17 protein-coding genes are annotated in these 19,944 nt (G+C 35.3%); 5 read left to right on the forward strand and 12 right to left on the reverse strand.

Annotated features, from left to right (window positions below):
• Window positions 1–201: 201 nt before the first annotated feature.
• On the forward strand, window positions 202–327 hold the full coding sequence (locus tag ACP6PK_RS10650) for a hypothetical protein (protein WP_426559584.1): 126 nt from the start codon (window positions 202–204) through the stop codon (window positions 325–327).
• Between the two features lie 89 nt (window positions 328–416).
• Here ACP6PK_RS10650 and ACP6PK_RS10655 read toward each other — a convergent pair whose 3' ends face one another.
• Window positions 417–983 (reverse strand): hypothetical protein, encoded by a 567-nt coding sequence (locus ACP6PK_RS10655; RefSeq protein ID WP_426559585.1) that lies wholly within the window; start codon window positions 981–983, stop codon window positions 417–419.
• Window positions 984–2,188: 1,205 nt separating this feature from the next.
• Between ACP6PK_RS10655 and ACP6PK_RS10660 the strand changes: the two genes are divergently transcribed.
• Window positions 2,189–4,087: an efflux RND transporter periplasmic adaptor subunit gene (locus tag ACP6PK_RS10660; protein ID WP_426559586.1), complete on the forward strand. Its 1,899-nt coding sequence runs from the start codon at window positions 2,189–2,191 to the stop codon at window positions 4,085–4,087.
• A 452-nt stretch (window positions 4,088–4,539) separates the two neighbouring features.
• Here the strand turns inward: ACP6PK_RS10660 and ACP6PK_RS10665 are convergent, their stop codons facing one another.
• From ACP6PK_RS10665 to ACP6PK_RS10680, 4 genes are read right to left on the reverse strand one after another with little or no spacing between them, the layout of a single operon-like run.
• A complete protein-coding gene (locus ACP6PK_RS10665; RefSeq protein ID WP_426559587.1) occupies window positions 4,540–5,670 on the reverse strand; it encodes an ATP-binding protein in 1,131 nt (376 codons plus the stop codon).
• Between the two features lie 31 nt (window positions 5,671–5,701).
• Entirely contained in the window at window positions 5,702–6,082 is a 381-nt protein-coding gene (locus ACP6PK_RS10670) for a hypothetical protein (RefSeq protein WP_426559588.1), read from the reverse strand.
• A gap of 5 nt (window positions 6,083–6,087) precedes the next feature.
• The gene (locus ACP6PK_RS10675) at window positions 6,088–6,231 is read right to left on the reverse strand and encodes a hypothetical protein (protein WP_426559589.1); all 144 of its coding nucleotides are present in this window, start codon (window positions 6,229–6,231) and stop codon (window positions 6,088–6,090) included.
• Between the two features lie 42 nt (window positions 6,232–6,273).
• Entirely contained in the window at window positions 6,274–6,822 is a 549-nt protein-coding gene (locus ACP6PK_RS10680; RefSeq protein ID WP_426559590.1) for a hypothetical protein, read from the reverse strand.
• Between the two features lie 238 nt (window positions 6,823–7,060).
• Between ACP6PK_RS10680 and ACP6PK_RS10685 the strand changes: the two genes are divergently transcribed.
• Entirely contained in the window at window positions 7,061–8,497 is a 1,437-nt protein-coding gene (locus ACP6PK_RS10685) for a helix-turn-helix domain-containing protein (RefSeq protein WP_426559591.1), read from the forward strand.
• Between the two features lie 529 nt (window positions 8,498–9,026).
• Window positions 9,027–9,176, forward strand: a complete 150-nt coding sequence (locus tag ACP6PK_RS10690; RefSeq protein ID WP_426559592.1) for a hypothetical protein — start codon at window positions 9,027–9,029, stop codon at window positions 9,174–9,176.
• Window positions 9,177–9,393: 217 nt separating this feature from the next.
• Here ACP6PK_RS10690 and ACP6PK_RS10695 read toward each other — a convergent pair whose 3' ends face one another.
• From ACP6PK_RS10695 to queF, 6 genes are all read right to left on the reverse strand, one after another.
• Entirely contained in the window at window positions 9,394–9,681 is a 288-nt protein-coding gene (locus tag ACP6PK_RS10695; RefSeq protein WP_094675379.1) for a type II toxin-antitoxin system RelE/ParE family toxin, read from the reverse strand.
• The gene (locus ACP6PK_RS10700; protein ID WP_094675389.1) at window positions 9,666–9,854 is read right to left on the reverse strand and encodes a hypothetical protein; all 189 of its coding nucleotides are present in this window, start codon (window positions 9,852–9,854) and stop codon (window positions 9,666–9,668) included. The genes ACP6PK_RS10695 and ACP6PK_RS10700 overlap by 16 nt, the downstream gene beginning before the upstream one ends.
• Window positions 9,855–11,462: 1,608 nt before the next feature.
• Window positions 11,463–13,289 carry a threonine--tRNA ligase gene (thrS, locus tag ACP6PK_RS10705; RefSeq protein WP_426559593.1) on the reverse strand — a complete coding sequence of 609 codons (1,827 nt, stop codon included), beginning with the start codon at window positions 13,287–13,289 and terminating at the stop codon, window positions 11,463–11,465.
• A gap of 418 nt (window positions 13,290–13,707) precedes the next feature.
• Window positions 13,708–14,730, reverse strand: coding sequence for a glycine betaine/L-proline ABC transporter substrate-binding protein ProX (gene proX, locus ACP6PK_RS10710; RefSeq protein ID WP_426559594.1), 1,023 nt, complete (start codon window positions 14,728–14,730; stop codon window positions 13,708–13,710).
• Window positions 14,731–15,799: 1,069 nt separating this feature from the next.
• The gene (proX, locus tag ACP6PK_RS10715) at window positions 15,800–16,813 is read right to left on the reverse strand and encodes a glycine betaine/L-proline ABC transporter substrate-binding protein ProX (protein ID WP_426559595.1); all 1,014 of its coding nucleotides are present in this window, start codon (window positions 16,811–16,813) and stop codon (window positions 15,800–15,802) included.
• A gap of 631 nt (window positions 16,814–17,444) precedes the next feature.
• Window positions 17,445–17,870 carry a preQ(1) synthase gene (gene queF / locus ACP6PK_RS10720; RefSeq protein ID WP_426559596.1) on the reverse strand — a complete coding sequence of 142 codons (426 nt, stop codon included), beginning with the start codon at window positions 17,868–17,870 and terminating at the stop codon, window positions 17,445–17,447.
• Window positions 17,871–18,037: 167 nt separating this feature from the next.
• Between queF and ACP6PK_RS10725 the strand changes: the two genes are divergently transcribed.
• Entirely contained in the window at window positions 18,038–18,622 is a 585-nt protein-coding gene (locus ACP6PK_RS10725; RefSeq protein WP_426559597.1) for a hypothetical protein, read from the forward strand.
• A 697-nt stretch (window positions 18,623–19,319) separates the two neighbouring features.
• On the opposite strand, the gene speD is transcribed toward ACP6PK_RS10725, so the two are convergent.
• Window positions 19,320–19,736: an adenosylmethionine decarboxylase gene (gene speD / locus ACP6PK_RS10730; RefSeq protein ID WP_094670859.1), complete on the reverse strand. Its 417-nt coding sequence runs from the start codon at window positions 19,734–19,736 to the stop codon at window positions 19,320–19,322.
• Between the last annotated feature and the right edge of the window lie 208 nt (window positions 19,737–19,944).

Raw genomic sequence — 19,944 nt, forward strand, 5'->3', positions numbered from 1 at the left:
CAGATATATATTATACCCTTTTTTTTACTATTTTTTCACTAAAGTCCCGTTAATGGTATGATTCTACAATGTGAGTTATGTGGAAATTTGATTAAAAATCACATAAATAATCTAACTTGCACTAATAAAAGATGTGAATTTAATAAGCTTTCAAATGGCAAAAAGCAGAAAAAATCTCAAGAGTTAAATCCAGGATAAGAGGTGCGTCAAGCTCATTTTGGAGTAAGAATATTTATGTCAATTCCTGGTATTTCTGAGTTGAAACTAAAGGATGATTTAGAGAAAATTGGTTGCAAGATTACTTTATGGCCTGGTCTTGATTTATAAGCAGCCCAAACTAGACAGCAGAAAATAGAACAGAACATAGACTCTGCTCAAAAATCTTCCTTCTCAAACTAACTATTTATATAAATTACTTAATTTCTTTTCTTATTACCTTTCTTTTTCGGCTTTCTCTTTTTAACTTTTGATTTTTTATTCTTGAATCTCGCTCTTTGCTGAACTACTTCTGGAGGCGGACCATAATCTCCATCTGAAAAATATACCCGCTCTACTATATTTTCTGGTTCTACTTCAATCCACAAACGGGCACCTCCGGCTTGACTTCTATTGGGTTGATGAGGTTGATAGACGATTTGGCAATCGCCTTTAATTTTCAGAGCATGGCAATAATCCTTTCTACCCCCCACTTTCACCGCAACTGCTGGATAAGCAGTTCCATTATCTCTGTTGTAATCTATAGTCTTTCGCAGGACATGAATAATAGTTTTAGCTTCTCTTTGAAATTTATTCCAAGTTCCTTCAGGACCACGACGACCAGGTATAATTTCTGGCATTCCCCGATGGTTGAGGGGCATCTTCCAAAGTCTGCCAACTTTTTTCGCTCCTATAACTCGCTTTTGATTCAATAGGAATCGTAATCTACCTGTAGAAATATTGAGTAGAAATGCTGCTTCTGTTGTACTTACATATAAGACACTCATAACTATAACGTTGGGGTTTTTAGATTTTAGATAAAAAAAGTAGTAAAATTTTCAGGCTATGTTTATAAACTAATTTACAGTCATATATTTTTATTTAGTCGCAAAAAAATTTATCGATCTAAAATAAATATGTCTATTACTTGTTCTAAATATAAAGTAATATTCTTTGGGGAAGATTTTGACACCAAGCTAAAACCTATCTTTCTGTTTATCTCTAAAGGTTAAAACTAAATGGGGTTCAGTTAAGGATTTTTTGATAAATTAGCGATCGCTGAAAGCTTATCTTTCCCTTCTTTAATTAAATCAACTTAAGAATGTCTGAACCTTCTTAGATTAAAGCTGACTGTTGTTTAATTAACCTGGGTTTTTGATAAAACTAATCTTAATCTCAGATAATAATTTTAAGATAATTGCTTAGACTTTTTGCACAAGTCGGGAATAAGAAATAGGTAAGTTCATAAGCACTAATTAATGACACATCCTTTTTGATCCTGTTTTCTGTACCCTATTCCCTCTCTCAACTAGGAAATTCATAAAAGCACAACTACTTAAGATATTTTTGAGAAAAATGTACGAAAAAATTTTTGAATTTTACTTTTGTCGGAGGTCTTTTGTATATATTCATCTGAAAAAATATGCTGTTGATTTTTAATACTTAAGAGACTGTTTTTCAAAGGAATATTAAATGCAGGCGTAGGGTGGGTTATATGATATTCGGATAATTAGTTATAATAAATTTTCTTGCTTCTAAATTTACTCTTTCCCTCGTGAGGACTGACTCCTTCCTAATAATTTATAAGTATTCAAACGAACATGATATTAGGTGGCAATAATTATGAACCGAAACCAAAATTTAACTCTGGGCACCCCACCCACCAAACATTAGATACTCTAGCCCTCTTAATATTTACTTGTGCATTCACTCTCTAATACCTACAGTTATCAAAAAATTGGAGTTTACATACGATAGACAAATATAGCAATCATATTTAAGTTGTAAGATTTTGGTGGTACTTAGGAGTCAGGAGCCGTAGGGGCGATTCGCGTTTGCGGAGCATTCCGGCACGGAAATCGCCCGTACAGGAGTCAGAATTTTTAAGGTTTTCAGCTCAAACTAACTATCATAAAAATTCTCACATCTCATTCCTGATTGCTATATATTACCGTTAATTAGGTTCTAAAAAATCAATAAAAAATTTTAAACTATGTCAAACATGAAATTAACTGAAACTAAAATTCAAGACAAAACTAAATATTTGGAAGATACCATAAAAAAAGATAATAATAGAAAACTATATCAAGAAAAAAAAACAAATTCTCAGTGGCCTCAGCCTCACAATAAAAAATTTACTAACCTCCTGTGGCCAATAGTAATTATTACTACTCTGGGAGTAGGATTTCTGGGAGGACAATGGTGGCAATCTCATAACAATGAAACACCAAAGCAGCCATCAACACCAACTCCAGGTAGACGACGAAGTATCTTGGTTAAAGCAATACCAATAAAAATTACCTCCCTCCAAGAAACCTCAGAATTTGTGGGAACTATGGAAGCAAAACGCTCTGTCAAAATCAAACCAGAAATAGATGGTAGAGTAGTAGAAATCTTAGTACAGGAGGGAACTTTTGTCTCTGAGGGGCAGGCGATCGCTAAACTTAAAAGTGATAATGTGGAAGCTAATTTAAGAGTAGCTCAAGCTAACCTCCAGCAAAGTGAAGCAGGTTTAGCACAACTGAGAAGAGGTGCAAGAACAGAACAAATTGCTGCAGCTAAAGCGCGTCTTCAGCAATCTCAGGCAACTTTGGCTGAACTGAGAAGAGGAGCAAGACCAGAACAAATTGCAGCAGCTAGAGCGCGTCTCCAACAATCTCAGGCAACTTTGGCTGAACTTCGAGCAGGTACTCGTGATGAAGAGATTGCTCAAGCTAAAGCAGAAGTACAAGAGGCAGAAGTACGATTAGAAAATGCTAGATCGGGTAGTCTTTTAGAAGAAATTGCTCAAGCAGAAGCGCAAATAGAGGTACAACAAGCAGAATTGGAATTAGCTAGTGAACAAGTTAGGCGAAACGAAAAGTTAAGAGCAGAAGGAGCGATCGCTGAGTTAACTTTTCAGGAAATTTTTCAAGAGGAGAGAGCTGCTCAGGCAAGGGTAGAGGAAGCAAAAAGACGGGTGACTCAGTTGGAAAGAAATCGAGAGTCTACGATTCAAACATTAGAAGCAGCATTGGAACAACAACGGCAGATTTTGAGAAGGCTGGAAAATGGTACTCGCCCGGAAGAAATTGCTAGGGCACAGGCGGAGGTAGCTGAGGCTCGTAGTAATTTAGAGGAGTTGCAAAATGGTACTCGCCCAGAAGAAATTGCTAGGGCACAGGCGGAGGTGGCCGAGGCTCGTAGTAATTTGGAGGAGTTACAAAATGGTACTCGCCCGGAAGAAATTGCTAGAGCAGAGGCGGAGGTAGCAGCAGCATTAGCGGAGGTAGAGAGTTGGCAAGCTGAGTTAGAGAATACGGTAGTTGTAGCTCCTTTTGCTGGTGTAATTGGGGATATGATTGTCAAGATAGGAGATTTTGTTAATGATGGTGACACTATGACGAGTGTGACGGAAAATCAGGTATTAGATGTAAATTTACCAATTCCGTTGGAGCGACGCGGAGATTTGCGATTGGGTTTACCTGTGGAGATTAGGAGTCCGGAAGGTAAGGTTTTGGGAGTTGGGAGGGTTAGTTTTATTTCTCCTACTGTTAGTGATTCTCAAACTGTTTTGGTTAAAGTAGATGTGGATAATAGGGCTGGAAATTTAAAGGATGGTCAATTTGTGGAAGTTAATGTGATTTGGGAGGAGCGTCAAGCTTTAGTAGTGCCAATGACGGCAGTGGGTTTTGAAGGGGAGACAAGGTTTGTTTATTTGTTGGAGGGAGAAGGGGAAGAACAGAAGGCAAGGCGTCAGATAATTAAGTTGGGTTTGGTTAAGGGAGATATGGCTGAGGTGTTGTCTGGTTTGCAGTCTGGGGATAATTTGATTGTTTCGGGTATACAAAGGTTGAATGATGGAGCGGCAGTTAAAGTTTTGGGTTCGGAGAAAAGAGGGAATAGGGAATAGGTAGAAATAATTGATTTTACTTTTGATTTTTGGAGGGCGTTGTATAAATGCGGGATAATTCTAATAGTTTTGTGGAATGGGCATCTTGCCCGTTCCTGATATTTTCCATATTTTCCGACAGGCAGGATGCCTATTCTACAAATTTTCAGCACCGCTTGCGGGAAGGCTCTTGTTTAAGAGTTATATCATGTTCGGTTGAATACTTATAAATAACTGTTGTGAGGAGTCAGGAGTCGTAGGGGCGATTCGCGTTTGCGGAGCATTCCGGCACGGAAATCGCCCGTACAGGAGTCAGGAGAAAAGACAAGATAATTTGAGTATTTCTTTGGTACTGTCGGTACTGTCAGTCCTTAAATTTTATTATAACTGATTATCCGAACATGATATTAGCAGATGAGAAAGTGAAGCATTCAGAGAAAAATATAGTCTCCGAATGCTTGACGTTTTCTATATCAGGATGTAGCTTCCTGCTTTTTCTTGGCTAAAGCCTCTTTGATTTTTTTCTCTGCCTCCTCTTTTTCTTCTGGAGTTAAAGGTCTTGATTCTGGAGTAACGTTAACTCGCGCTTTTTTAATGGAGTTGATAGACTCCAGTAGTTCGCTGAGTGCGACTTCTTCTTTTCCTTGACGTGCTGCTCTCATAGCTGCATCTATAACAGCATTTTTGATATCTCTTCCACAAACATCTTCAACTTGAGCTAGTTTTTCTGGGGAGACATCTTCTGCTTTAGGTAGCTCTTCGACAAGGTGTCTGTTCCAAATTTCGCAGCGACAAGTTTCATCTGGCATGGGGAAATTTATGTTTCTCACCCGTGTCTCAAATGCTTTGTCATAATTTTCTACAAGATTTGTGGAAAACATGACTACTCCGCGAAATCTTTCTAAGCAAATAAGTAACTGACTCCGCATAGAGTTAATAGCTTGCTCCGATCCTTGGGTGACATTGGTGAGTCGTTTGGAAAGTAAGGAGTCAGCTTCATCTATAAATAACAGAGCATTTTGTTGTTCTGCTGCCAGAAAAATTGCCTCGACGTTTTTGGGGCCTTCACCGTGGTACATACTCTCAATTTGAGCATAGCTAGCAACTAAAATCGGACGGTTGATTTTAGAAGCTATGGCGTGTGCTGCGAGAGTTTTTCCTGTTCCTGGTTTACCATGAAAGTTTAGTGCTGTACGAGGAAAGGGTTCAATTTTACGCAAACCCCACTCGTCGAAAACTTTAGACTCTAAGCGAATTAAGTCAACAGCTAAGAGGAGGTCTTCTCTGACTTTTTCAGGGATGACTAACTGCTCGAAAGTAAATAGGGGTTTTTGAGCTTTGTACCTTTTAGCACGTTCTTCTGGAGATAAGTCGCGGTCTGATTTTTTCTCGGTATAATTTTGTCCGTTTTGCGAATTGTTTTTTTCAAATGTACTTGATGAAGAATCAAGTGGAGTTCCAACAATTACCTGAATATTCTCAATACCAGTTTCATCAAGTAGTTTGTTAACTGCGCTTAAAAGTCTAGAGCGACAAACAGCAGCTAAAGGTTCAGGTACAGTATCAGGAATTCCCTGAATAAGTAGCTTTTGAGATGTGTTCATTTCCCACCAAATCTAATAAAGGTTTCTAATTCTACTCGTAAACTACTATCCGACCATCACTATGAAGTTCTCTTACTTTTGACTGAAGGCTATCATATTTAATAGTTCGAGCCTCTACAACATCACCAGTATTTTCCTTGAAAACCCCCTGCACAAGGGCATTTTCCCCAGATTTTAGCTGCATTTTAATACTAGCAGGAACGTTTCCCGGTTTCGTAGCAATAGAGGTACGCGCCCGAAACCAGTTTACAAGAGTATCCAAAGTAACGTAACTGATGTATATAAGAGCGCCAACAGCTGTAATTGCAGCGGCAGTACCTACGGCAGTTGCAGTTGCAGCACTAGCTCCATGAACGCCTAAATGAGTTAAAATCCATTTGCCGATTAAAAGGGTTGTAATTGGTTCTACCATCTTTTTTACTCCACAATAATTAGGTCTTGTTTGCCAAAAGTATCTTGTAGCTCTTCATCTAATTGCTTTGCCACTAGATAGCGACCATAAGGTTTTCCATCAGGACGATGAACAATCTGATCGTTGTTGTCTAAAAACATCTGTGCCAAGAATTGACCTTGGGGATGAGGTTGACGTAGGATGCCTCCCTTTTAAACTCTTGGGTCTGATGGCCGACTTGTAATAAAATACTGGATGGCATCTTCATAGGTCATAACTGGTATGACTTCTGCCATCTTCAGGAAGTCTTGTAACCATTCACTGAATTGAGAAACAACCTCCTGATGAAACTGAGCTACACCAGATTTTTGAGATTTAAGTTCTACAATAATCAAGTCTCGACTGCGGAAATTGTTGTTCAGTTTTTTATCTAGCTTTTCTCCTAATAATTGACGACCATAAGGAGTTCCATCAGGACGACAAACAAACCTGTTATTTTCATCCAAAAACATAAGTCCTAAAAGTTGTCCTTTAGGACGTTTTTGACAAATAATTGCTCCCTTTGTAACAGTAGAATTTGGTGGGCAATCGCTGTCGAAATACTTGATAATTGCATCATACTTGAGTTGTGGCTGAAGTTCTGGCAATACCTGAATTCGTGGCATCCATTCCTTAAACTGAGCTAATATTCGTTTTTCTTCATAGGGAGTTATTTGTTTACTTCCTTCAGAAGAGTCTTTAGAAAACGGGTTCCAAATCATTGCATAGTTCCTATGTTTAATGCTTTGAATCAACTACAAAACCTAAATCTTTAGTTCCGGAATTTTCTATTCCTAAATATTTGATTTCTATATCTTCTATTAAGTCACAGATATCTCTATTTTGCCCACTTTTAAAAATGTGAATTAGTGGTAAAAATTAATTTTTTTTCAAAATAATTTAGTGTCAAAAAGTGTGATTTGATTTTCCTTGTGAGAAAAAGTGTGATAAAGTGATAGGGTGCAAAACCAAACTACCAGTCTACCTATAGCTATGGATATTGATACCTTAGTACAATTAACAGACAACTTGGTATTTACCTACACGAAACAACATTTAGATTCTCTACAAAAGGAAATATTAAAAGGTACTTTAAATGGTAAAAAATACCCTCAAATAGCTAATGATTGTCAACGTCATCCCGACCATATCAAACAGGTAGGTACAAAATTATGGAAACTTCTGTCAGATGTACTAGGAAAAAATATCAAAAAATCTAATGCTCGTTCCATATTAGAAAATTTCCACTTTTCAAATATTTCAAATACAGCTAATGACTGGGTAAATGTTAACAATAATCATATAAATATCTGTCGAGAAAACAGAGAATCTCCCACCCCTAAAAACAAATCTTTTCCCACTCCCACCGACCAAAATAAAAACTACACTAACCCAGAAAATAAGTATGATTTATCTGAAGCTCCTGATTTATATTGCCTGTGCGTTCGCGAAGCGTTGCAAAGCAATCGCGACACTCAACTTACCACCCTCAAACAATGGATAGAAAACCACACTCGCATCATTACCATATTAGGATTAACTGGGATTGGCAAAAGTACACTTACTGTAGAATTAATTCAACAAATAAAAGATAAATTTGATTATATAATCTGGCGCAATATTGATAACTACCCCTCTTGTGAATCTCTACAAACAAACATTATTCAATTCTTATCTCAAACAGATTCTCCCTCTCAAAAACCAGAAAAAATTTCCAATTCTCAAACCATCAACAATCAATTAATAGATTACCTCCGTAAACATCGTTGTTTACTGATTTTTGATAATTTACAAGAAATATTTGCTAGTAGAAAATTAGCAGGTACTTATCTGGAAGAACATGAAAATTATGGTAAATTTTTTCAACAAATAGCCACATCATCCCACCAAAGTTGTTTATTACTCCTCAGTCAAGAACAACCAAAAATAACATCAGGCAATAATCATTGTCAGACTTTAAAACTTGATGGTTTAAAAAAGTCAGCAACAGCGATTTTAGAAGGTAAAAATTTAACAGATGAAGATAAATGGTTAGACTTAATTAACCTCTATGCTGGAAATCCTTTATGGTTAAACATTATTGCCGATGCAGTAGAAGATTTATGTGATAGAAATGTCGCTCAATTTTTATCTTGTAAAAATCTATATTTAGGAGATTTAGAACCGATATTAGAGAGAATTTTTCAGTGTTTGTCGGAATTGGAAAAACAAGTAATATTCTGGATAGCAAGTCAAGAAACAGCAGTAGATATTTCTAATATTCCTCCAGACTTTCCACTTTCCCACTCAGACTTATGGAAAGCAATACAATCATTAAAAAGACGTTGTTTAGTAACAAAACAAGATAATTTATTTGCTATTTTACCTGTGATGAAGCAGTATATTATCTCGCATTAAAGGAAGAAGTAAGAAGGAAGAAGTAAGAAGGAAGAAGGAAGAAGTAAGAAGGAAAGTACATGAGTCTATAGATCCATACCTTATGAATTTTGATATTATCTGATTAAAGGAAGAAGTAAGAAGGAAGAAGTAAGAAGGAAAGTACATGAGTCTATAGATCGGTACCTTATGAGTTTTGGTATTATCTGAATCCTATTACAGCGGTTTTCATTTCAGTAGACCAAAGTAGGGACGTTCCATGGAACGTCCCTACGAGGTTTTGATTGTGAAGATGTGGTTTATCAACTTGAAAAGCGCTGTCAAGTAAGAAGAAGTAAACATTCAAAAAAAGGGATAAATAATAGAGATAACTATCTAAAATGAATGGGAGCAGCTATTTTTCAGCATATCTGATTAACATCTACCTTTTTGTAGCATTCTTTTTTCAAACTGGTATTACTTCCACCTTATTACCGAAAAATAAGGGTTTAAAGCCTCTCCTTTAAAGGATAAAAAAAAAGCGGTTGAGGGATGGCGAGGTCTCCCGCTCTTGCAGAGCCACTTCGTTAACGCCATATCCAATCAACCAAGAGAAGAAAAAAATTTCCCTTTTAACCCATCCTCTGATTTTCAAGAAGAAGTAATTATTAATGGCGTTGCATTATCAAGGGATGATTTTGAGATGTATCCTACAATTTAGCCTTATAAATCAAAATTTTCAGCTGATGCAAATTTAATTATCATCCCCCAAATATGCAACGCCTTATTAATTGTTAATTATTAATTATTAAATTCCACCTTCCACCTTCTTCCTTCTTCCTTCTTCCTTTTTCCTTCTTCCTTCTTAACTAGAAAACCGAGCTTCTATTGAAACTCGGTTCTGAGCTGATATTCGATTGGAGCCTGATCGCCCTTACCTACAAATCTAATAACCTTTTTCCATGAATAACCGCAGCAACCGTCACTACCTCACCTTTAACCTTATAAAGGACTCGATAACTATAAGCATAATCTTGTCGATAACTATCATCCCCAAACTCTTTGACTACTTCTCCCCCTAAAGGATTATTAACCAAATTTTTAGTGACATTAATTATCCTGTGGACTACTGCCGCAGCATAGGAAACAGAGTCACGCGCTATGTAGGAAGCGATCGCATCCACATCATCTATAGCCTTAGAAGACCAAACTACTTTATAACCCATTTACTCAAAAGCCCTTCAGCTTCTTCTTGTGTAATTTTTCTTTCTTTATCAGCTACTTCTAAACCATGAAGAACTTTTTCAATTACATATAAATGATATTGAACATCTTCAAGGGAGCAATTATCTGGCAATTTGTTTAATAGAGATTCTACTTTTTTCTTAGCGGTACTCATAAAGTTCATATTATTAAGTCACTGTTCCTAGGTGTACATGAGCCACTGGACAGCGACATCTGGTGTTTTGCATTTTCGCGCTTTCTAGACATAAAAAAGCGAAAAACACACCTCTTCCCAGAGGAACCTTAAAGGTATTAATCATTTTTATTCGTAATTTTGTTATTTTGAAACCAGTAGGTTTCATATAGTTCCTTTAAATTAGATGGTTTCATGTTCCAGCGCCTTTCGCAAAAAAAATAGTTCAGATTATCGCCGACCTTGGCTCTAGATAATAAAATAGGTAATATACCTATTAATAATATAACAATCTGATTGAACTTTTGAAAGAGAATACTATAGTTTGAGCTTTCAACTATTGGTATAATTACTTATAGTTGTTTATTTATTACTCAATTATATCTGTTAATTTATGTATAACTGGTGAAAGACTACTTAGAGGTATTCATTCACATAAAAGTTTTACCTTCTACAGATGACTGTCAAATATGATTTGGCAGTATTGAAAGGGATAATTGATAATTGGTCATCATTAGTTAATGGCCAACTAACCATTCTCAGGTCAAAAGTTTTATATACTATCAAGAGCTTATCAAAAAATAGATCAAATAAATAGACTGAGTCTCAATTTTGAATTTATCGAGAGGCAGGTCATTTCAGTTATCAGTTATCAGTACTTCCAGCTAAAGCCCGAGGTTTGAAATACTGAATTGAATATTAATTTCATCCCCTTAAAAGGGTCGGGTTGAGACCTCCTGGTTTTGGTCAATAGTTAGGGTTTGCGCTCAAAAGTCTTTTTTCGGGAGTAGGGGAGTAGGGGAGTAATTTTTTTGCCCAACTATGCGCCACAAATGCGTTCCTTTTTGAGCATGAATAGCTGAAAACCAAAGTATTTCAGACCTAAAAAGCCTAAAACCTTTATCGGTAAATGCTTTGAGATTTAATCAGCAAGCCCTAGTTATACCATTTCTCAAAAACTTTATCTATTTCAGAGTAGGGGAGTTTAGGGACGTTGCACGCAACGTCCGTACGGGAGAAGCAAACATAAGAATAATTAACATTAAACTAGCTAAAATTAGCAAAAAAATGATTATGATTGTGCTGATTAGTTAATAACTGAAGTATCGCCCAAGTATAGCAATAATGCATGAGAATTGGTATTATAGATGTTTAGAGCTTGATCAAAAAATCAGGTCTTAAGCCTCCTCTTTTAATTTTAAGGGAATAAAAAAATGAACTTCAGTATTTCAAGCCTGTGGCTTTAGCAGTCTTTACTGTTTAGCTACGGGACATGAAAAACATAGTTAGGACTCAAGAGGCTTTTCGTGTGCATAGCAAACTGTTAACGCAGTTCCTCTGTTTAGCTGCGCGACATGAAAAAGCGCAACTCTTGAAGAGGAGGTAGAAGGCAAACTTAAATAACCTCCTCCAAACTTTACGGTTTAAGCATAAGTTGGGCAATCCCCAAAACTGAAGATTTAGGTATTTTGTCAAGAGAAACCTAGTGTAGGATGTCAGAAATATGTTACCAGTGACAAAATACTCAAAGCCTTACCAATCAAAACTTCTGACTTCTGACTTCTGACTTCTGACTTCCGCGTAGCCATACTAGAAATTTTCATAGTTGCCGATCGCCTCTGTCATTTTCTGAATTGCTTCTACCACAGGTATACTTCCCAATTCACCAGCACTACGAGTCCGAATACTCAGACTATTAGACTCAACTTCCTTAGCACCCACAACAGCCATTACAGGAATTTTAGCTTTCTCAGCATTCCGAATCAATTTACCTAAACGTTCATTACTTATATCCGCCTCAGCACGAATACCTACTTGACGCATCTTTTCGGCAACCTCTTGAGCAAAAGGCAAAAATTCTGAATTAACTGGTAAAAGTTTAGCCTGGGTAGGAGCTAACCACAGAGGAAAATCTCCTGCATACTCCTCAATTAAAATACCAATTAACCTTTCGAGGGAACCGAAGGGTGCCCGATGAATCATTACCGGACGTTTTCTGGTTCCATCTTCTGCTACATATTCTAAATCAAATCGTTCGGGCAAATTATAGTCAACCTGTACAGTACCCAACTGCCATTCTCGCTCCAAAGCATCCTGGAAAATAAAATCTAATTTTGGGCCATAAAATGCAGCTTCACCAATACCCTCAAAATGATCCATACCCATTTTTTCCACAGCTTGACGAATCGCACCTTCAGCTTTTTCCCAAGCCTCATCAGAGCCAATATACTTATCTGAGTCAGGGTCACGGAAACTTAATCTAGCCTTAAAATTCTTTAGTTGTAGATTTTTAAACACAAATAAAGTTAAGTCTACCACACTAAGAAACTCGGCTTCAAGTTGTTCGGGTGTCACAAACAAATGAGAATCATCTTGAGTGAAACCCCGGACTCGTGTTAAACCACCTAATTCCCCTGACTTTTCATGGCGGTAAACAGTGCCAAACTCGGCAAGTCGTATTGGTAACTCCCGATAAGAACGTAATTCATTTTTATAGATTTGGATATGGAAAGGACAGTTCATTGGTTTTAAAACAAAACCCTGTTCTATAGCTGCTGCTTGTTCATCCTCAGCCATCATCGGGAACATATCCTCTTTATACTTTTGCCAATGTCCCGAAGTTTTGAATAAATCTATTCTGGCAATATGGGGAGTATCTACAGGTAAATAACCTCGTTTCAGTTGTTCTTGTTGGAGAAAGTCTTTCAGTGAATTCTTTAACATTGTACCTTTGGGAGTCCAGATAGGTAATCCCGGTCCAACAAGGTCGGAAAACATAAATAGTCCTAATTCTTTACCTAGTTTACGATGGTTTCTTTTGAGAGCTTCTTCCTTACGTCTTTTATATTCGGTTAGTTGTTCTGGAGTTTCCCAAGCAGTACCATAGATACGTTGTAATTGAGCTTTGGTTTCATCTCCACGCCAATAAGCACCAGCAACAGTTTCTAAATCAATTGCTTTGGGGTTAAGTTGTTTTGTACTTTCAATATGAGGGCCAGCACATAAATCCCACCATTCTTCGCCAAGATGATAAATGGTTATTGGTTCTTCTAAATCTTGGAGAATTTCTAATTTGTAAGGTTCTTTAATTGCTTCTATTCTAGTTTTAGCTTCTTCCCTGCTGACTTCTTCTCTAATTACGGGTAAATCCCGTTTAATAATTTTGACCATCTCTTTTTTGATGGCCTTTAGGTCAGCTTCTGTAAATGATTCTGGGGTATCAAAGTCGTAGTAAAAGCCATTTTCAATCCAGGGACCGATTGTTACCTGGGCTTTGGGAAATAGCTTTTGTACAGCCATTGCCATGACATGGGATGTGGTATGACGAATTTTTTTGAGAGTTTCTGACTCGCTAGTACGAGGTAAATGGATTTTTTCTGGTTGTTCTGGAGAATGATTAGATTCTGAGCTGGACATTGGCTGTTTATTATGTGGTTTTAGTTTTATATATTTTTACAGAGTATAGATGTATATTAAATTTTAGTTTAGATTATCATAATTAGGGGATTTAAAGTTAAAAACACTACATATATATAACGTTATAGTTTTTGGTTACTATATCTAGTGCTTTTGTCTCAATTCTGATTATATGGGTATAAAGTCAGTCTGAAATTTTAGTTAAGTTATAAAAATTTGGGAATTTTGCCGTTGAAACACTACATATATATAACGTTATAGTTTTTGGTTACTATATCTAGTGTTTCTGCCTAAATTATAATTCCTAGGGATAGACAAATATTGAAATTTTATAACTGACACTTTTTTGAGCTTTAAAATTCAATATCAAACGTTATAGTTTTTGTTTACTATACGCAAATACTATTTGACTTAAATTCTATTCAGTTTTAATAGCAGCTTGTCTAGAAATTTCTAACCAAGTATCATATTTTTCCTGATTATTTTCCACCCACTCTTTGGCATGACGCAAAATATCTTTTTCTTGGTATTCTCCCTGTTTAATGCGTAAATATTCAGCACTCATATCTGCTACTGGAATTTGCACTAATTCAAACCACTTTCTAGCAACTGGATTAGCTTTTAGGAATTTTTTATTAGCTACAATACGCTGTTGACTTATCTGAAAGCCAAAGTTTTTTCCATCTATTGATGTATCTTTTTCAGTCAAATTTCCCATAGATTTTGGTAAGGAGGTAAAAGGAACTTCTAACCAAACTATATCTTTTTCTGGTTTTAAAACTTCAGATATCCAGTGAGGATTATAGGCCAAATAAAGAATTGGTTTTCCCTGCTTGTAGCGACTTATTGCATCTTTTAGGAGAGTTTCATATTGTCCTTGATTCTGTTCTACTGTATCTTCTAGTCCATAAGCTTTAATATGATGGTTTATGACTAATTCACAAGACCAACCAGGATTACAACCAACTAAATTTGCTTTCCCATCTCCATCAGAGTCAAAAAGTTTGGCTATTTTTGGATCTTTTAATTGTTCAATGTTAGTAATTTTATATTTATCGGCTGTTTTTTTGTCAATTTCATATCTTTGTATTCCGTTAGGAGTTAATATTCCAACTGTCTCTAACTTTTCTTTACCACCAGAATTATCAAAATATTCTTGGTGTTGTGGGTCATAATAAACGCTGCTATAGTCTAAATCTCCATTGGCAATAGAAATATAGATGGGAGGATATTCGATTTGTTTTGGTTTTTCTACGTTGTAGCCTAATTTTTCTAAACCTATATTGACAATATAAGTTTGAAATAATTCTTGTATCCAGGTACTATTGGCAGTACGAATAGTAACTGTTTGAGAAGTTGGTGCTTGTTGGCAGGAAGTGAAAATTATTAATACGCTGGTCAGGATTGCTCCTAAGATAATTTTTAGGGATTTTTGTTTCATTTGAGTTTGATTGAAAAAAATTAATAGATAGCAGTTGACAATTTAATAAGTGACAGATTTATAGATTCTTTTTAGCCACAGGTAAATATTTGGTCAGAGATATTATAGAAATTCATTAATAATTAATTTATCAACTATTACATATTCAGAATTTCCTGATATTTTTTGATTCAATTTTACATAATTAACCTAACTTGTAAAATACTAGATTTAAAATTCATACCTAATTATACTAAATCTGATGAAAGTAAGAATATATTCAAAAAAATTAAAATATTTACCTGTTCGAGATTTTAATATTTAGATAATTACCCTATAATAAATTTGTTATTAGCAGTTTTTATAGCAGTTTGTAACCAACTATCATATTTTTATTAATGATTTATTTTAATCCCGAAAAATCTAGATTTTTTCAGTGCTTGAATATTACATAGCACTTCTGAATAATTTGGCTTTCATTTCAGATATTTTCTTCACTTGAACGACTATAGAAATACACATTTAGATATTTGACATTACTAAATGGTATTTGCAGAATATTTCTGTAGTAAAAACCTTGATTAGAGATTACTTTTGAATTGCTCACAATTATCCAGAAACTAAACTTATAATTTCAATGCTATATCAGTTTCAAAATATAGCATTGCTGAAATGTAATGGTAAGTAGCTGAAGGTAAAATTGAAAAACATAATTTTAGCGTTGATAATTAATCTAAAAATAATTACCACTCAGCAACGCCCAAAATATGCAATATTCTCTTAAGTTGAGACTGAAACATTTTCAATCCAGCCTCAGCTTTTTTCTCATTTTCAAATTATCCTAATAGGAGAATATTCACAGCACTTTTTAGGGAAAGAAGGTAAAGCTTAATATTCATCTATTTTACTTTTTCCCTACTCCCTAAAATCCGCAATTTTTTTTACCAAAACTAGGAGGTCTAAAGCCTCCTCTTGGATAGGGAATGAAAAAATAACAGTTTATTATTTCAATCCCAATGGTTTAATAGAAGGTACTGATCACTGATAACTGATAACTGAAATAACCTCCAAAACTGCAAAAATTATGTAATTAATTAGATGCTTGTCTAGCAGTTTCTAACCAACTATCATATTTTTCCTGATTATTTTCCACCCACTCTTGAGCATGACGCAAAATATCTTCTTCTTTGTCTTCACCCTCTTTAATGCGTAAACTTTCTGCATTCATATCTTCTATTGGAATTTGAACTAATTCAAACCACTTTTTAGCAACGGGGTTAGCTTCTAGGAATTTTTTATTAGCTACTATACGTTGTTGAAGTATGGGAAAGCCAAAATTTTTGCCGTCTACTGATGTGTCTTTTTCAGTCAAATTCCCCATAGATTCTGGTAAAGATGTAAAAGGAACTTCTAACCAAACTACATCTTTATTTCGTTTTAAAACTGTAGATATCCAGTGGGGATTATAAGCATAATAAATAATAGGTTGTCCTTGTTTGTAGCGAGTCATGGCATCTGCTAGAAGAATTTCATATTGTCCTTGATTATGTTCTACTGTATCTTCTAATCCATAAGCTTTAATATGATGGTTTATGACTAATTCACAAGACCAACCAGGATTACAACCAACTAAATTTGCTTTCCCATCTCCATCAGAGTCAAAAAGTTTGGCTATTTTTGGATCTTTTAATTGTTCAATGTTAGTAATTTTATATTTATCGGCTGTTTTTTTGTCAATTTCATATCTTTGTATTCCGTTAGGAGTTAATATTCCAACTGTCTCTAACTTTTCTTTACCACCAGAATTATCAAAATATTCTTGGTGTTGTGGGTCATAATAAACGCTGCTATAGTCTAAATCTCCATTGGCAATAGAAATATAGATGGGAGGATATTCGATTTGTTTTGGTTTTTCTACGTTGTAGCCTAATTTTTCTAAACCTATATTGACAATATAAGTTTGAAATAATTCTTGTATCCAGGTACTATTGGCAGTACGAATAGTAACTGTTTGAGAAGTTGGTGCTTGTTGGCAGGAAGTGAAAATTATTAATACGCTGGTCAGGATTGCTCCTAAGATAATTTTTAGGGATTTTTGTTTCATTTTGCTTAGATTGAAAAACTTTTAATTTTAATATATAACAATCTTATCTAATTTGTAAAATGTCTCCAGAAATATTCAGACTATACCTGAGTTTTAAGTCGATTACTATTCACTAATTATTTAGAATTTCTACATGATAGTTGATAACTTTATCACTTTATAAATTACATATTTCTAGAGGTTTACTAATAGGTAACAAGTATTATTTTTGTGGATATTAAAATTAGTTATTAATCCTTGGAACTTCAGAAGATTATCAGATTTTTTTAGTTAAATTTTCAGAATTAACTTCTAGGCTATAAATAATACAAGATTTATATTTTGTTTGAGGATAATTTTTTGCGGAATGGAGGTAAAGAGTCAGGTCGGTCGCGATCACGCTATAGGTTCTCAGAAGCAAATTTATGGAAATATTCTAGGGTTTGTTAAAAAGCAAACTAGAGTTAAGTCAAAAGATAAGTCAATCACAGCAACCACTAACCAGATCCAAAGCATCTAAATTTTTTAACGACCGACACCCTTGGTGATTCAGCTAAAATTACACTAGAGGGAGAACACGATCGCCTGTGATGCTCACAACCTTGATCGCGTCTTTCTCTTTCTCCCACATCTGACACCTCAGTCCTTAACTCTAGTTTGCTTTATGGTGTTCAACTTCGATAGTCGTATGAACATTTCCCCGTGGAAAAAAATCACCTTTAATTTTGACTTCTAAAGGATCGCAAGCTGCTACAAAGTCATCTAAAATTTGATTCACTGATTCCTCATGGGAAATGTAGCGATCGCGATAACTATTTATATACAATTTTATAGCTTTCAACTCTACCACTCGTTCATTGGGAACATATTTTATGTAGATTGTGGCAAAATCTGGATAACCGGAAAAAGGACATTTACAAGTAAACTCTGGTAAACTGATATTTATCTCATAACGTCGTCCGATACGAGGATTTGGAAAAGTAATTAACTCTCCCTCTAATATATTCCGTTCTCCATATTTAAGTTCTTGCATATTTCCATCTTGAGATAGTGCATCACTATTTTCAGAGTTATTCATAATATATTAATCAAACAAAATCCAACTATTTAGAGATTCAATTTATCTAAGCAAATATTTTTTTGATTGTCACTTGACGAATTTATGTTTTAATTGGTCTAATTGCACTAATTATCAGCCATAATTATTAAAAAACATCCATCAAATTAATATTAGATAGTAACATAATGCAAAATATCAGCACATCTGGTAAAAATGGACCATTATCAGAAAATAACTATTCTCCATCTGTACCTATTTCTTTATATAGAGAAGCTACTGCTGAACTACAAGCAGCTCAAATCAAGTTGGAATCCCTAAAAGTCCATAATGAACAGTTAATGCAGCAAAATCAAAAACTGAGAATAGAAATTGAAAAGGTTATTAACTCCGCAATGCAGTTACAAGAAGCTTTAAATGCTGCCCAGTCAGTAACCCAGGTAGCACAACCACAAATACCTTCTTTTCCTGACTCTCAGTCTACCAATACTATTAGTTCTAATTATTTAAGTTCTAACTTTAAGGTCGATGCTCCTGAAATATCATCCTCTTCTCCTTCTCTACCATTTACCGATCCTAAACCAACAGATCCAGATTTTCCAGAACATCTATTTACAGAAGAATCAGACAAAAGTCGCTACAGTAGATTTTCCAGTTCTACACAAGTATCTAACCTGAATAGAATTTGGTTAGTAGTTGCTGTTTGTCTGATTGTAATTACTGCATTTGGTGCTGGTTATTGGGTAGTGAGGCCAATTTTAAATCAGCGATAGAACTCTGTTCAGCTTTACTAAATACATGAAATGTGAGGATCAAACGGACCTAAAACATAATTTGGTAAAGTTAAATATTATATAGCTATAACAACAGGGGATTAAAACTGACTACCCTTCATCTTAGGGATAGACGAAACCCAAACCACTAATTAAAAAAAATGGCGTTGCTGAATATGTGTATGATATTTAAGGCTTAGGAGTTAGGAGTTAGGAGTTAGGAGGGAAGAGGGGAAAACTAAAGACATAAAAAGTAGAAAGTTTTTTGGCGTTGCTAAATCAAGGGATGGGTAGTCTTCTCAACGGAATAGCTAAATAATTTCAATGCACCACAACCAAGGGATGAATTTTGGCAGAAAAGGTAAATCTCATCTTTATACTTCCTCTTTCTCCAAAACTATAATTTATCCCGCAAATATGCAACGCTAAAGAAAATCATGTATTTGGCCAGCACCAAAGTTGATATAAATCTAGAAAATTTTGCAACTATATTCCATATTCCATTATTTTTACCAAAATTTAAGGTTAATGGATCTCTCAATCACCTTTCTTGTCGTGACCTACGATTAAAAATTAAGTTGATTTTGAGCGGGTTAGTTATTGTTTTCTATAGGTTGTAGGAAACTTTCAAACATTTTTAAGAGTTATCTAGATGTGTCTTAGGAGTGTCCAACTATTCAACTTCAGTAGTTAGTGGCTAGTTCAACTTGATTTGCACCAAACTTTTAGCATTTTGATTTTTCGTAGCAGTATCTTGGACTCCCATCCCAGGTTCAAAACCGCGCTTTAGCTCTGTCAATTTTATTTGTTTAGCTTGGAGAGCGGTTTCTAGAATCTCTATAGCTTTGTGTGGGTTTCCATGGCCACAAAAGAATAAGTCAGCTGCAAAGTAACCTAACTCAGGCCATGTGTGGATGGCAATATGAGATTCTGCTAGTGTTGCCGTTGCCGTCACCCCATGAGGACTAAACTGATGAACACATAAATCTATGAGAGTTGCTCCTCCTGCTGAAATTGCATCAATTAAAGAGCCACGTATACGTTCTGGGTCGTTGAGTAGCTCTGCGGGAGAATGCCAAGCATCAACGACTAGATGGGTTCCCAATTGTTTCATTCTGCGCGGTTATACCTCCACCCTATAAGGTCTGCAATTTATTAGTCTATCACAAAATTTTTGAATTTGTTAACTATGAGTAGTTAGAACTTGCTGAAGAAAATTCAAACAATGAGCTATAAATTTTAACTAGCAAGGCGATGGGGCAAGAAGGTTCAATAATTGATAATTGATAATGGATAATTGATAATTACCTCTGGTTAAAACC

The organism is Dapis hubbardiae BLCC-M172, assembly GCF_050016015.1.
GTDB lineage: Bacteria > Cyanobacteriota > Cyanobacteriia > Cyanobacteriales > Microcoleaceae > Trichodesmium.

Excerpts from the sequence above, each read along its gene's own strand:
- ACP6PK_RS10655 (WP_426559585.1), bottom strand. The coding sequence starts at position 983 with ATGAGTGTCTTATATGTAAGTACAACAGAAGCAGCATTTCTACTCAAT.
- ACP6PK_RS10660 (WP_426559586.1), top strand. The coding sequence starts at position 2,189 with ATGTCAAACATGAAATTAACTGAAACTAAAATTCAAGACAAAACTAAA.
- ACP6PK_RS10665 (WP_426559587.1), bottom strand. The coding sequence starts at position 5,670 with ATGAACACATCTCAAAAGCTACTTATTCAGGGAATTCCTGATACTGTA.
- ACP6PK_RS10670 (WP_426559588.1), bottom strand. The coding sequence starts at position 6,082 with ATGGTAGAACCAATTACAACCCTTTTAATCGGCAAATGGATTTTAACT.
- ACP6PK_RS10680 (WP_426559590.1), bottom strand. The coding sequence starts at position 6,822 with ATGATTTGGAACCCGTTTTCTAAAGACTCTTCTGAAGGAAGTAAACAA.
- ACP6PK_RS10695 (WP_094675379.1), bottom strand. The coding sequence starts at position 9,681 with ATGGGTTATAAAGTAGTTTGGTCTTCTAAGGCTATAGATGATGTGGAT.
- ACP6PK_RS10700 (WP_094675389.1), bottom strand. The coding sequence starts at position 9,854 with ATGAGTACCGCTAAGAAAAAAGTAGAATCTCTATTAAACAAATTGCCA.
- thrS (WP_426559593.1), bottom strand. The coding sequence starts at position 13,289 with ATGTCCAGCTCAGAATCTAATCATTCTCCAGAACAACCAGAAAAAATC.
- proX (WP_426559594.1), bottom strand. The coding sequence starts at position 14,730 with ATGAAACAAAAATCCCTAAAAATTATCTTAGGAGCAATCCTGACCAGC.
- proX (WP_426559595.1), bottom strand. The coding sequence starts at position 16,813 with ATGAAACAAAAATCCCTAAAAATTATCTTAGGAGCAATCCTGACCAGC.
- queF (WP_426559596.1), bottom strand. The coding sequence starts at position 17,870 with ATGAATAACTCTGAAAATAGTGATGCACTATCTCAAGATGGAAATATG.
- ACP6PK_RS10725 (WP_426559597.1), top strand. The coding sequence starts at position 18,038 with ATGCAAAATATCAGCACATCTGGTAAAAATGGACCATTATCAGAAAAT.
- speD (WP_094670859.1), bottom strand. The coding sequence starts at position 19,736 with ATGAAACAATTGGGAACCCATCTAGTCGTTGATGCTTGGCATTCTCCC.